A 13,004-nucleotide genomic window follows, 5' to 3' on the forward strand; every position below is an offset into this window, starting at 1 on the left:
CTGATTAAGATTATATTGGTTATTAGTCAAGAATTTCAGTAATCTGACCAGAACCTACTGTACGACCACCTTCACGGATAGCGAAACGCAAACCTACGTTCAATGCTACCGGGTAGATCAGTTCTACAGTGATTTCTACGTTATCACCAGGCATTACCATTTCAGTTCCTTCCGGAAGAGTGATTTCACCTGTACAGTCCATAGTACGCAGATAGAACTGAGGACGGTATTTGTTGTGGAACGGAGTGTGACGACCACCTTCTTCTTTCTTCAAAACGTAGATAGAAGCTTTGAACTTAGAGTGAGGTTTAATCTGGCCGGGCTTACAAAGAACCATACCACGTTTGATTTCGTTCTTGTCGATACCACGGAGCAACAGACCTACGTTGTCACCAGCTTCACCTTGATCCAGCAACTTGCGGAACATTTCAACACCAGTTACAACAGACTTCTTGTCTTCACCCAAACCGAGGATTTCAACTTCGTCACCTACATGGATAACACCAGCTTCGATACGACCAGTAGCTACAGTACCACGACCAGTGATTGAGAATACGTCTTCAACCGGCATCAAGAACGGTTTGTCAATATCACGCGGAGGCAGAGGAATCCAAGTGTCGCAAGCATCCATCAGCTCCATAACCTTCTCTTCCCACTTTTCAACGCCATTCAACGCACCAAGAGCAGAACCCTGAATGAACGGAGTGTTGTCGCCGTCGAATTCGTAGGCTGAAAGCAGTTCACGCATTTCCATTTCAACGAGTTCCAACATTTCAGCGTCGTCTACCATGTCACACTTGTTCATGAATACAACCAGTCTCGGTACGTTTACCTGACGAGCCAGCAAGATATGCTCACGAGTCTGAGGCATCGGACCATCAGTAGCAGCAACTACGATGATAGCACCGTCCATCTGAGCAGCACCAGTTACCATGTTCTTTACGTAGTCGGCGTGACCCGGGCAGTCTACGTGAGCGTAGTGACGGTTAGCTGTTTCATACTCTACGTGAGAAGTGTTGATAGTGATACCTCTTTCCTTTTCTTCAGGAGCGTTATCGATAGAATCGAAAGAACGCAATTCAGAAAGACCTTTCTTTGCCAACACTGTAGTGATAGCAGCTGTCAACGTGGTTTTACCGTGGTCAACGTGACCAATTGTACCAATGTTTACGTGCGGTTTGGTACGTTCGAATTTCTCTTTAGCCATAGCTTTACTTGTTATTTATTTGATTAATAATCAGCTTTTACATCTTTGTGAGCTGTTACCGGGACTTGAACCCGGGACCTCTTCCTTACCAAGGAAGTGCTCTACCGCTGAGCTATAACAGCAAGGAGAATAAGAGTTGTGGGCAAAGATGGATTCGAACCACCGAAGGCGTAAGCCAGCAGATTTACAGTCTGCCCCATTTGGCCACTCTGGTATTTGCCCCTACATTACAAAAAGAACTCTTTTCCTTACTAAATCATCGCAGAGTGAACTTTACCCGGACGATTTCCGTTCTCATATCATCTCCACCTCGTGAAGAAAGACTCATTCCACTCATCCTTGAGCGAGCCTCTTGTCGGATTCGAACCAACGACCCCGAGATTACAAATCACGTGCTCTGGCCAACTGAGCTAAAGAGGCAAGCTAAAAAATGCAACCGTAACGTTCATAGTGTGAGCGAAACGGCTGCAAATTTAGGCATTTATTTTTTACCCGCAAAATTTTAGCGGAAAATTATTTGCTCCGTTGCTTTTCCTTGTACTTAACCAGCTGTTTTTCCAAAGCTTCCAGGCATAAATCCACTGCTTCTTCAAACGTATCACAAACCTTGTTTGCATAAAACTCGCCATTGGGAACCAATACTTTCACTCCGGCTTCTTTATTTTCGGCTGTTTCTGGTTTTACTACCTTTAATGACACCTCTACTTTCTTTATATCGTCGTAAAATTTCTCCAACTTAGCAACTTTCTTTTGAACGAAAGACTGCAATTGCTCTGACGCATCAAAGTGAATCGATTGAATTCTTACTTCCATACTTACCTCCTTTTTACTTTAGGCTCGGGGATGAGCCTGATTATACACTTTTTTAAGCTCTTCAAAAGTAGTATGCGTATAAACTTCCGTTGTCGCCAGACTCTCGTGTCCGAGGAGTTCTTTTATCGAGCCTAAATCAGCACCATTGTTCAGCATAGCCGTTGCAAAGGTGTGCCTCAGCACGTGGGGACTTCTTTTTTTTACAGTCACTACCTTCGAAAGGTTTCGTTTCACAAGGCATGCTACGATACTGCGGTAAAGCCTTTTTCCATTCTTCCGGACAAAAAAAGCATCCGAGCGAACCGGGACAGCTTCATTCCGCACATTGACATATTCTCGCATCGAGCGTCCCAGCTCCTCATCGAAAGGTATAAGACGTTGTTTATTCCGTTTTCCCGTCACTTTAACGAGAGAAGCCGAAAAATCGACATCCTTATCATCCAACCCTATCAATTCTGAAAGTCGCATGCCGGTAGCATAAAACATTTCAATAATCATATGGTCGCGACACCCTTCAAAACCTTCACCAAAGTCCATATCATCCAGCAACCTATTCATCTCACCCTCTCTCAGAAATACCGGAAGCGGCTTTTTCTTCTTGGGCCCCGTCACTTTCCGCAACGGATCTACCGCGACCTCGCCTCTCCTCAAAAGGAATTTATAGTATGTCCGGATAGAACTCAGCTTTCGGTTTATCGTATTAGAAGCAAGTCCTTTGTCCATCAAGGAAGCAATCCATTCACGAACAAGTTCCGCATCTACATCCGATGGAGTCAAGTCTCCCAACATTTCTTCTCCAAACCTCTGCAGTTCAAGAATATCTGCCCGATAGTACTCAACCGTACCTTTGGAATAGTTCCGCTCATGCAGAAGATAGTCAAGAAAAGAATCTGTCAACAACATATCGCTACATATCTAAAATCATGCAACGAATGTATGAAAAAGAATTCAATAATTCAAAGGAATTTACGAATTATTAATCTTCTACTTGCTGAAGTTGTTGAACGTAAACAGCACGTTCTTTCTTAAGTCTTTTAGTCACAGACGGTTTATCAAATTGTTGTCTGCGTCTCAATTCCTTAACTGTGCCAGTTTTTTCAAACTTTCTTTTGAATTTCTTCAGCGCTTTTTCAATGTTTTCGCCTTCTTTTACAGGTACTACAATCATTTTCTTTTAATTAAATGTTAATGGTTTAAAAATCTCACGATTAAATTGAGCGGCAAAATTACACATACTTTCTTTATTCACAAAACTTTCTGCAAAAAAATTACCCATGATTCCTAATTATCAAACGAATGAGCAAAGGGAAAGATGTTTTTATTGAGCCAATCCGCTAAAATCCGTGAAGCATAGCACATTTTTAAAAGAGAATGTGTAACTTTGAAAGCAGAGAATGGAGAGATTATAAACTCATTTACACGCCTACTTAATTACATTTATAAAAATATGGCTCAGACAATCAATCAACGTATAGATGCTCTACGGGCATTGTTAAAAAGAGAAGGCATAGACGCTTTCATTATCCCCAGTACCGACCCGCACCTAAGCGAGTACGTAGCACCGTACTGGAAATCAAGAGAATGGATATCAGGCTTCACCGGTTCGGCAGGCACGGCGGTGATCACCAGCGACAAGGCGGGACTGTGGACAGATTCCCGCTATTTTCTCCAAGCCGAGCAGCAGCTGGAAGGCAGCGGCATCGACTTATACAAGGAAATGCTGCCCGAAACGCCCAGCATCCTCGATTTCCTGCGGGAGAACCTTACAGCGAATTCAGTTGTAGGTATAGACGGGAAGGTATTTTCCACCACACAAGCCATAGCCCTGCAAGAGGATCTGGCAAAAAACGACATCACCGTAAAGAGCATTGCCGACCCGATGAATGAGATATGGACAGACCGCCCTCCCATGCCCGAAGCACCCGCCTTTATCCACGAGATGAAATACGCCGGGAAAAGCTGTCCGGACAAACTGGCTGCTATCCGCCGGGAGATGAAAAAGAGTGAAGCGGACGTATTATTGGTGTCGGCATTGGACGAGATAGCATGGACACTCAACATACGCGGCAACGATGTGCATTGCAACCCCGTAGTAGTAAGCTACCTGATAATCAACGAACAAGAAACACACTTTTTCATCCAGCCCGAGAAAGTAACGGAAGAGCTTTCAGCCTATCTGGAAGAAGCCGGCGTCACCATCCATGCTTATGGGGACACCGAATCCTTTGTGACAAGAATACCGGACGGCAGCATCATGCTCGACATGGGAAAGACGAATTATGCCGTTTATTCCGCCCTCCCCCCTTCCTGCCGGGTACTTGACGAGCGCTCACCGATAGCCTTGCTGAAAGCGGTCCGCAATGACCGGGAAATAGCCGGCATCCACGCAGCCATGCAACGCGACGGAGTGGCACTGGTGAAGTTCCTGAAATGGCTGGAGGAGGCCGTTCCCGCAGGCAACGAGACAGAAATCAGCGTAGACAAGAAACTGCACGAATTCCGTGCCGCACAGCCACTCTACATGGGAGAAAGCTTCGACACCATTGCCGGGTACAAGGAACATGGAGCCATCGTACACTACGAAGCCACTCCGGCAACGGACGTGCCACTGAAACCCGAGGGATTCCTGCTGCTGGACTCGGGTGCGCAATACCTGGACGGCACTACCGACATCACCCGCACCATCGCACTGGGGAAACTGACCGAAGAAGAGAAGACGGACTACACCCTGATACTGAAAGGACATATCGACCTCGCCATGGCTGTCTTCCCGGAAGGTACGCGAGGAGCGCAACTGGATGTACTGGCCCGCATGCCGATATGGCAATACCACATGAACTTCCTGCATGGTACCGGGCACGGCGTAGGCCATTTCCTCAATGTGCACGAAGGTCCGCAAAGCATCCGCATGAATGAGAATCCGGTAACCCTACGGCCGGGAATGGTCACTTCCAACGAACCGGGCGTTTATAAAGCCGGAAGCCATGGAATACGCACGGAAAACCTGGTGCTGACCGTGAAGGACGGTGAAGGCATGTTCGGAAATTACCTGAAGTTCGAAACCATTACCCTCTGCCCCATCTGCAAGAAAGGTATCATCAAAGAGATGCTGACGGCAGAGGAAACGGCATGGCTGGACAACTATCACCAGCATGTATACGAGGCACTTTCGCCAAGCCTGAACGAAGGAGAACGGGAATGGCTGAAGGAAGCATGCAGTAACCTAACCACTAATCACTAAAAAAATGGCATTAATAAAATCAGTAAGAGGATTCACTCCCGAAATCGGGGAGAATTGTTTTTTGGCGGACAATGCGGTTGTCATTGGCGACGTCAAGACGGGACGGGATTGCAGCATCTGGTTCAGCACCGTGCTGCGGGGTGACGTAAACTCAATCCGCATAGGGAACGGAGTAAACATCCAGGATGGAAGCGTGCTCCACACCTTGTACGAGAAATCGACCATAGAGATAGGAGACCACGTATCCGTGGGGCACAACGTGACCATCCACGGAGCCACTATCAAGAACTATGCTTTGGTAGGGATGGGTTCCACCATCCTTGACCACGCAGTAGTGGGCGAAGGGGCTATTGTCGCCGCTGGTTCCCTGGTATTGAGCAATACGGTCATCGAGCCGGGAAGCATCTGGGGAGGAGTCCCCGCCAAGTTCATCAAGAAAGTAGATCCGGAGCAGGCCAAGGAGCTGAACCAGAAGATTGCACACAACTATCTGATGTATTCCGACTGGTACAAATAAAGGGAGCAAGGCGCCCCAAAAAGGCAGGGCGATAAAGGGATGCCATTCCATCACCTTTACCGCCCTATCGCTTTTATCACTCTTTACTTTTCTAAAAGTTTATCATACTCATTATCTTATCCGTTGCACCGGCGTTGCCGGTCACATAATTGCTTGCATTCATGCCTGATTCGCGCAAAAAGACTTCATCTGTCAGCATACGGTCGAGCAAAGTTTTCAGTTCCTCATAATCCTTCACCGAGAAAGCGCCTTTTGCCTCCAGCAACTGGATGGCCTCCTGGAATTTCTGATACTTCGGTCCGAAAATCACCGGAATGCCATAAACTGCAGCCTCAAGAGTATTGTGGATTCCCACTCCGAAACCACCTCCGATATAGGCAATCTCGCCATAGCGGTAGATGGAAGAGAGCAACCCGAAGCAGTCGATAATCAGGCAGTCGGCCTTACGGACATTCTTCTCGTCGGCACGGGTATAGCGCACGTAGGGGCGTTTCAGTTTACGGATAATCTCTACCAGATGGTTTTCGTCGATAACGTGCGGAGCGATAACCAACTTCACCTCTGGATGCTGGTTAAAGTATTCAATAAACAAATCCTCGTCCGGCTGCCAGGAGCTTCCTGCCACGAAAGTCATCGTGTTGTTCTTGAAAAGCTCCACCAAAGGCAGATGTTTGGCCTCCTCACGAATCTGCAGCACACGGTCAAAACGGGTATCCCCCACCACCGTGACACGGCTGATACCTATCTTCGCCAGATAGCGTTTGGAGCGTTCATTCTGCACAAACAAATGGTCGAAGTCGCGCAGCACATGTCTGTACGTACCGCCATACCACTTGAAGAATACTTGTCCGCGGCGGAAAATGGAAGAAATGCTGTACACCGGAATACGGCGCTTGTGCAGTTCGTCCAGATAGTTCTTCCAGAACTCGTACTTGATGAAGAATGCCATGCAGGGATTCACGATATCCAGGAACTTCTTCACATTGCGGGACTTGTCGAAAGGCAAGTAACAGACAACGTCTGCCCCCCTATAATTCTTGCGGACCTCATAGCCCGACGGCGAGAAGAAAGTCAGCAGAATACCGTAATCCGGATATTTGGCACGAATTTTCTCAATCAACGGCCGTCCCTGCTCGAACTCCCCCAAAGAAGCGGCATGGAACCATATATAGCGCACGTCCTTCTCCAACTGCTGCCGGAGAAGTTCATAGACCACCCAGTGTCCCTTCATCATTTTTCGGGGCTTACGGCTAAATGGAGCAGCCAGATGCACCAGAATATCGTAGATGGCTATTGCCAAGTCATATAGCATACTATATGGATTAAGGATGAAGAAGATTTATTCACTTTAAAGCATCAACAGCACGCTGTATACGGGCCAACGTCTCTTCCTTGCCAATCAGCTCGGTAATGTCGAACATGTGCGGGCCTTTACACTCGCCCACCACTGACAAGCGGAAGGCATTCATCACATTTCCCATGTGATAGCCACGCTCAGTAATCCAACCAATCACAATATCTTCGGAAGGCTTGGAGGAGAAATCTCCGATGCCGCGCAACACATCCATCAATTCGGTCATGATGCGGGGAGTATCTTCCGACCAACGCTTCTTCACATCCTTTGCCGCATATTCCGTGGGGGCTACGAAGAAAAAACGGGTCTGGTCCCACAGTTCCTTTACGAAGTTGACGCGTCCCTTCACCAGTGAAACCACTTTCGTAAGGAACTCGTCGCTATAGTTGGAGGCGTCTATGCCGTTGGACTCCAGCACCGGTCTGAAAAGACAAGCTATCTCCGCATCCGGTTTCATCATGATGTACTCATGGTTGAACCAGATACCTTTCTTATAGTCGAATTTGGCACCCGACTTGCTGCAATGGCTCAAATCAAACAATTTCACCAATTCATCCATAGACATCAGTTCCTGGTCATTGCCCGGATTCCAGCCCAGCAGAGCCAGGAAATTAATGACCGCTTCGGGCAGATAGCCTGATTCGCGGTAGCCTGAAGAGACATCTCCCGACTTGGGGTCATGCCACTCCAACGGGAAAACCGGGAAGCCCAGACGGTCGCCGTCACGCTTACTCAATTTGCCGTTACCCTCGGGCTTCAGCAACAAGGGCAAATGCGCAAAGGCAGGCATGGTATCCTCCCACCCAAAGGCACGGTAGAGCAATACATGCAACGGTGCGGAAGGCAACCATTCCTCACCGCGTATCACATGGGACACTTCCATCAAATGGTCGTCCACAATATTGGCCAGATGGTAAGTAGGAAGTTCATCTGCCGATTTATAAAGAACCTTGTCATCAAGAATGGAAGAGTTTATCACTACTTCCCCACGAATCAGGTCGTTCACATGCACATCTTCGTTCGGCTCTATCTTGAAACGCACCACGTACTGCTTACCGGCAGCAATCAGCGCGTCTACCTCTTCTTTAGGAAGGGTCAGTGAATTGCGCATCTGCATGCGGGTAGAAGCATCGTACTGGAAATTCGCAATCTCCGCACGCTTTGCTTCCAGCTCCTCAGGAGTATCGAAAGCGATGTAGGCTTTTCCGGCCTCCAGCAGAATCTGAACATACTTCTTGTATATTTCCCGACGTTCCGACTGACGGTACGGGCCATGGTCTCCACCGAAACTCACGCCCTCGTCAAACGGGATGCCCAACCACTTGAAAGACTCCAGGATATATTCTTCCGCACCCGGTACAAACCGGTTGGAATCAGTATCTTCAATACGAAATATCAAATCTCCTCCATGCTGACGCGCAAAGAGATAATTGTATAAAGCTGTACGCACACCGCCGATGTGCAACGCCCCCGTAGGACTCGGGGCAAAACGGACTCTGACCTTTCTTTCTGTCATAATCTACCTTACTTATGAATATTTTAGACGGCAAAATTAAACCTTTTTTTCCACACTAATGTTTTTTTTTGTACTTTTCGCAAAAATTTCAGCCGATATGAGTTATTTCAATACAAAAAAAGAGTTCTCGCTCAGAGATTTGCTATACAGAGCACTGATATTCATCGGCACTGTGGGGATTATTGTCTATTTTCTGCCACGTGACGGTAAATTCAACTACCAGTTCGACATTGACAAGCCCTGGAAGTACGGACAGCTCATGGCCACCTTCGACTTCCCCATCTATAAGGCCGATGAAGTGGTGAAACGCGAGCAAGACAGTATCCTCGCCGCCTTCCAGCCGTATTTCCAGCTGGACAAAAGCATTGAGAAAAGTGTGCTCGCCAAGTTGAAGGCAGACTATCAGACCCACCTGCGCGGCCTGCTTCCCTCCACCGACTACGTCCGCTTTCTGGAAAGGAAACTCTCTGAAGTATATCGCGCCGGCATCGTTTCTACCGAAGAGCTGAACCAACTGCATAAGGACAGCACAACCGCCATCATGGTCATTAACGACAAACTGGCCAACCAGCAGGACATCAACAAGGTATATTCGGTGAAGGATGCCTATAACTATATACTCACGGCCGATACCGCCCACTACCGCCCGGACATTCTACGGCAATGCTCGCTGAACGAATATCTGTTCCCTAATCTGACCTATGACGAGCAGCGGACCGAAACCGCTAAGAAGGAGATGCTCGACAACTATTCATGGGCCAACGGCATCGTACTGAGCGGACAGAAAATCATCGACCGCGGCGAGATTGTCAGCCAGGAGACATACAACATCCTTGAGAGTCTACGGAAAGAATCCATCAAACGCAGTGAGTCCATCGGGCAAAAACGGTTGATGCTGGCGGGGCAGGTATTGTTTGTCAGTATCTTCATGCTGTGTTTCATGCTCTACCTCGACTTGTTCCGTAAAGATTACTACAAGCGCAAGGGCAGCCTCTCCCTGCTCTTCGCCCTCATCATGTTCTATTGCGTGGTGACGGCCATCATGGTTGCCAACAACATATTCAATGTCTATATCATCCCGTATGCCATGCTGCCGGTCATCATCCGGGTGTTCCTCGACTCACGCACGGCCTTCATCGCACAAGTCACCACCATACTGATATGCTCCATCTGCCTGCGCTATCCGCATGAATTCATTCTTCTGCAACTCTCGGCGGGACTGGTTGCCATCTTCAGTCTGAGGGAACTTTCACAACGGTCGCAACTGTTCCGGACAGCCTTCCTCGTCATATTGACCTACGCTGCCGTCTACTTTGCTTTCGAGCTGATTACAGAAAACGACTTGACAAAAATCAACGGAAGCATGTACACTTATTTCGTCATTAACGGAGTGTTGCTGCTGTTCACCTATCCCCTGCTCTTCCTGGTGGAAAAGACGTTTGGCTTTACCTCCAATGTCACCCTGGTCGAATTGTCCAACATCAACAACAGCCTGCTGCGCCGCATGTCCGAGACAGTTCCCGGCACCTTCCAGCATTCCATGCAGGTTGCCAACCTTGCGGCGGAAGCGGCCAACCGTATCGGAGCCAAAAGCCAGCTGGTACGTACCGGAGCGCTGTATCATGACATCGGCAAGATGGAGAATCCGGTGTTCTTCACCGAGAACCAGTCGGGTGGAGTCAATCCGCACAAGAATCTGGGCTATGAGCAAAGTGCCCAAGTCGTCATCAGCCATGTGACGGACGGGCTGAAGCTGGCCGAGAAGAACAATCTCCCCAAAGTAATCAAGGATTTCATCACCACTCACCATGGCCGTGGGAAAACGAAGTATTTCTATATCTCCTGGAAAAACGAGCACCCCGGTGAAGACCCTAACGAGGAGGCATTCACCTACCCCGGTCCCAACCCGTTCACCAAAGAGCAGGCTATCCTGATGATGGCCGATTCGGTGGAAGCCGCTTCACGCAGTCTGCCCGAATATACGGAAGAGAGCATCAGCAACCTGGTAGACAAGATTATCGATTCGCAAGTGGCAGAAGGCTATTTCAAGGAATGCCCCATCACCTTCAAGGATATTGCCACCGTGAAGAACGTATTCAAGGAGAAGCTGAAGACTATATACCATACCCGCATCAGTTATCCCGAACTTAAAAAATAAGAACTATGGAAGTGACCAGTAAAGAACAGAAAAGAGCCGAACAACTGCTGCAAAGCCAGCACATCGGACTGCACCAAATCAAGAGTTTCAGTTTCATGAAGCGTTACCACCAGGTTCCCCGCAAAAGCAACTTGGCTGCGAAAGACAAATATGGTCCGGGCATACTGACTTTACATCTAAAGGAAGGAAAAGAAAAAGTAATCTATCTGCCTCCTTTCCGTCACCCTTCCTCGGTCATCCGCTACCTGGTCTCCCAAGAAATCCCCTTCGACAACTACGCACCGAGGGAACGGACAGTCGCAGAGGTTCCCACAGAAACATACCAGCGTCCGTCACTCTATATGTTCTGGTTCTTTGTCTTATTCCTGATATTCCTTATATTGGGATATTATTCCATCAGTGGCAGGGGCTTCATCCCGGCTATCATTTCGTTTGCATTAAGTCTTTTTTTCATCAGCATGCTGATGACCCGCTTCTGCTACCTGACGTTGGACAATAACGGCCTCATCATACACAGCGTAGGCAGGACTATCCGCTATCCGTACCAGAACCTAAGAAAAGTAAACTTCGACTTTGCCCGCGAACAGAATTTCACGCACGTCATGGAATTGCTGGACAACGATTACCGCTACCGTCTGTTCTATATCGGAAGGGTTTCGAGGAAGAAACTGAATGAGATTGCCGAACGCCTGCAACAAGCCGGAGTGGATGCCACTTGCAGCCTGAATGATAACAAGCGGTTCTTCCAGGATACGTATATCAGCCACTAAACAGACGTTAGCCAACAAATAAGCTGTCGGATACGGCATCATTCCCGTTTCGCAGATTTCAGAATGATGCCTTTGCACTTGCTCTCAATTTATTTATAATTGCAGGATAAACCTTTTTATAAATAATTTGGAAATGAGCAGAAATGAAATTACCTTACAAGAGATGTTCTCCTCAGTCATCGGGGAACTCCGGGAAAGCGGCAGGTGGGGGACGGCACACATCTACCAGTCAGCGGTGAATGCATTCTCGGCATTCACCCAATGGCAACCGATGCCCATGCGCAAGCTGAGCCCGACCGTGCTGAAGAGATTCGAAAACTTCCTCAGGCAGAGGAATTGTAGTTGGAATACGGTATCCACCTATATCAAAGCGATACGTTCGGTTTACAACCGGGCGGTGGACAAAAAGCTGGTGCGATATGTACCCAGGCTGTTTGAGCATGTGTATACCGGCACACGGGCGGATAGGAAAAAGGCGCTCGAAGCTTCCGACATAGGCTGCTTGGTACGGGAGACAGAGATGAGCCTGCAGGCCGGTAATTCTCCCAACACCCGACAGAAAACAAAAATTTTCTTTGTATTGATGTTTATGCTAAGAGGGATTCCTTTTGTGGACCTGGCCTATTTGCACAAAAGGGATTTACAAGGAAATACCTTGTCCTATAGGCGCAGGAAGACGGGACGGGCACTGACCGTCTCACTGACGCCGGAGGCTATGCAAATGGTGAGAATGATAGCAAACAAGGACAAGGACTCTCCTTATTTATTCCCCATATTACAAAGTGAGGAAGGCACAGAAGCGGCATACCGGGAATACCAGTCGGCACTCAGGGCATTCAACCAACGTCTGGCAGTACTCAGACAATGCTTGGGAATGCAGTCGGCACTCAGTAGTTATGCGGCACGCCATACTTGGGCGACCATGGCTTACCACTGCGAGATACATCCTGGAATCATATCAGAAGCCATGGGGCACTCTTCCATCACAGTGACGGAAACTTATCTGAAGCCTTTCAGCAACAGAAAGATTGACGAAGCCAATCAAAGGGTAATTTCTTTTGTAAAAAACGAAGGATATCCAGTATAAAAGAGATTACTTCTTTTGAGGAAGTAGAGCAAACTTGTGGTTTCTTTTTTATAGTCTTCAAACAAAGTTTTGAGGAGCGGATTGATATTGGCTTTACAAAAAGTTTCCCAACGTAAGCAATAAACTGAAAGATAGAATCTTATATTGAAAATTAGAGACTTTTTCACTTCATAATTTCTATTGCAGCTCTTCTATGATGTTGGATATTAAGACTATATATTATCTTTCCAATATCCCAACGGGTTGATTTTTACTATTCTGAACAAACCCCACCTATTTTCTCCTTATTCCTTGGTTATTAACGAAATTAACAAGATTTCATTACCTGCGAAGTAACGGAA

The 13,004-nt window shown here is 47.6% G+C and carries 11 protein-coding genes and 3 tRNA genes; 5 read left to right on the top strand and 9 right to left on the bottom strand.

The window, feature by feature from the left end; all coding sequences use genetic code 11:
• Positions 1–22: 22 nt before the first annotated feature.
• From tuf to rpsU, 7 genes are all read right to left on the bottom strand, one after another.
• Complete coding sequence (tuf, locus tag CSD97_RS14650) at positions 23–1,207, bottom strand: elongation factor Tu (protein WP_005825727.1); 1,185 nt, start codon at positions 1,205–1,207, stop codon at positions 23–25.
• A 50-nt stretch (positions 1,208–1,257) separates the two neighbouring features.
• Positions 1,258–1,329 (bottom strand) — tRNA-Thr (locus tag CSD97_RS14655).
• A 17-nt stretch (positions 1,330–1,346) separates the two neighbouring features.
• Positions 1,347–1,429 (bottom strand) — tRNA-Tyr (locus tag CSD97_RS14660).
• A 124-nt stretch (positions 1,430–1,553) separates the two neighbouring features.
• Positions 1,554–1,627: transfer RNA gene (locus CSD97_RS14665), tRNA-Thr, on the bottom strand.
• A gap of 93 nt (positions 1,628–1,720) precedes the next feature.
• Positions 1,721–2,020 carry a ribosome-associated translation inhibitor RaiA gene (gene raiA / locus CSD97_RS14670; protein ID WP_005825731.1) on the bottom strand — a complete coding sequence of 100 codons (300 nt, stop codon included), beginning with the start codon at positions 2,018–2,020 and terminating at the stop codon, positions 1,721–1,723.
• 18 nt (positions 2,021–2,038) lie between these two features.
• The gene (locus CSD97_RS14675) at positions 2,039–2,923 is read right to left on the bottom strand and encodes a tyrosine recombinase XerC (protein WP_016271996.1); all 885 of its coding nucleotides are present in this window, start codon (positions 2,921–2,923) and stop codon (positions 2,039–2,041) included.
• 73 nt (positions 2,924–2,996) lie between these two features.
• A complete protein-coding gene (gene rpsU, locus CSD97_RS14680) occupies positions 2,997–3,188 on the bottom strand; it encodes a 30S ribosomal protein S21 (RefSeq protein WP_005825735.1) in 192 nt (63 codons plus the stop codon).
• Between the two features lie 279 nt (positions 3,189–3,467).
• On the opposite strand from rpsU, the gene CSD97_RS14685 reads away from it, so the two are divergent.
• Both CSD97_RS14685 and CSD97_RS14690 read left to right on the top strand, forming a co-directional pair.
• A complete protein-coding gene (locus tag CSD97_RS14685; RefSeq protein ID WP_008661879.1) occupies positions 3,468–5,261 on the top strand; it encodes an aminopeptidase P family protein in 1,794 nt (597 codons plus the stop codon).
• 4 nt (positions 5,262–5,265) lie between these two features.
• Positions 5,266–5,778 carry a gamma carbonic anhydrase family protein gene (locus CSD97_RS14690; RefSeq protein ID WP_022401597.1) on the top strand — a complete coding sequence of 171 codons (513 nt, stop codon included), beginning with the start codon at positions 5,266–5,268 and terminating at the stop codon, positions 5,776–5,778.
• A gap of 91 nt (positions 5,779–5,869) precedes the next feature.
• Here the strand turns inward: CSD97_RS14690 and CSD97_RS14695 are convergent, their stop codons facing one another.
• Positions 5,870–7,090, bottom strand: coding sequence for a glycosyltransferase N-terminal domain-containing protein (locus CSD97_RS14695; RefSeq protein WP_005825739.1), 1,221 nt, complete (start codon positions 7,088–7,090; stop codon positions 5,870–5,872).
• Positions 7,091–7,121: 31 nt separating this feature from the next.
• A complete protein-coding gene (gltX, locus tag CSD97_RS14700) occupies positions 7,122–8,648 on the bottom strand; it encodes a glutamate--tRNA ligase (RefSeq protein WP_009037307.1) in 1,527 nt (508 codons plus the stop codon).
• Positions 8,649–8,745: 97 nt separating this feature from the next.
• Between gltX and CSD97_RS14705 the strand changes: the two genes are divergently transcribed.
• From CSD97_RS14705 to CSD97_RS14715, 3 genes are all read left to right on the top strand, one after another.
• Complete coding sequence (locus CSD97_RS14705; RefSeq protein WP_009037308.1) at positions 8,746–10,806, top strand: HDIG domain-containing metalloprotein; 2,061 nt, start codon at positions 8,746–8,748, stop codon at positions 10,804–10,806.
• A gap of 5 nt (positions 10,807–10,811) precedes the next feature.
• Positions 10,812–11,576, top strand: coding sequence for a hypothetical protein (locus CSD97_RS14710; protein ID WP_005825742.1), 765 nt, complete (start codon positions 10,812–10,814; stop codon positions 11,574–11,576).
• Positions 11,577–11,709: 133 nt separating this feature from the next.
• Complete coding sequence (locus CSD97_RS14715; protein WP_057098250.1) at positions 11,710–12,663, top strand: site-specific integrase; 954 nt, start codon at positions 11,710–11,712, stop codon at positions 12,661–12,663.
• Positions 12,664–13,004 lie beyond the last annotated feature (341 nt).

This window comes from Bacteroides sp. AR29 (assembly GCF_900217715.1).
Classification (GTDB): Bacteria; Bacteroidota; Bacteroidia; order Bacteroidales; family Bacteroidaceae; genus Bacteroides; species Bacteroides uniformis.

Bases quoted from the DNA above. Each gene is read 5' to 3' on its own strand.
- raiA (WP_005825731.1), bottom strand. From the start codon at position 2,020: ATGGAAGTAAGAATTCAATCGATTCACTTTGATGCGTCAGAGCAATTG.
- CSD97_RS14695 (WP_005825739.1), bottom strand. From the start codon at position 7,090: ATGCTATATGACTTGGCAATAGCCATCTACGATATTCTGGTGCATCTG.
- rpsU (WP_005825735.1), bottom strand. From the start codon at position 3,188: ATGATTGTAGTACCTGTAAAAGAAGGCGAAAACATTGAAAAAGCGCTG.
- CSD97_RS14710 (WP_005825742.1), top strand. From the start codon at position 10,812: ATGGAAGTGACCAGTAAAGAACAGAAAAGAGCCGAACAACTGCTGCAA.
- CSD97_RS14715 (WP_057098250.1), top strand. From the start codon at position 11,710: ATGAGCAGAAATGAAATTACCTTACAAGAGATGTTCTCCTCAGTCATC.
- CSD97_RS14685 (WP_008661879.1), top strand. From the start codon at position 3,468: ATGGCTCAGACAATCAATCAACGTATAGATGCTCTACGGGCATTGTTA.
- tuf (WP_005825727.1), bottom strand. From the start codon at position 1,207: ATGGCTAAAGAGAAATTCGAACGTACCAAACCGCACGTAAACATTGGT.
- CSD97_RS14690 (WP_022401597.1), top strand. From the start codon at position 5,266: ATGGCATTAATAAAATCAGTAAGAGGATTCACTCCCGAAATCGGGGAG.
- CSD97_RS14705 (WP_009037308.1), top strand. From the start codon at position 8,746: ATGAGTTATTTCAATACAAAAAAAGAGTTCTCGCTCAGAGATTTGCTA.
- gltX (WP_009037307.1), bottom strand. From the start codon at position 8,648: ATGACAGAAAGAAAGGTCAGAGTCCGTTTTGCCCCGAGTCCTACGGGG.
- CSD97_RS14675 (WP_016271996.1), bottom strand. From the start codon at position 2,923: ATGTTGTTGACAGATTCTTTTCTTGACTATCTTCTGCATGAGCGGAAC.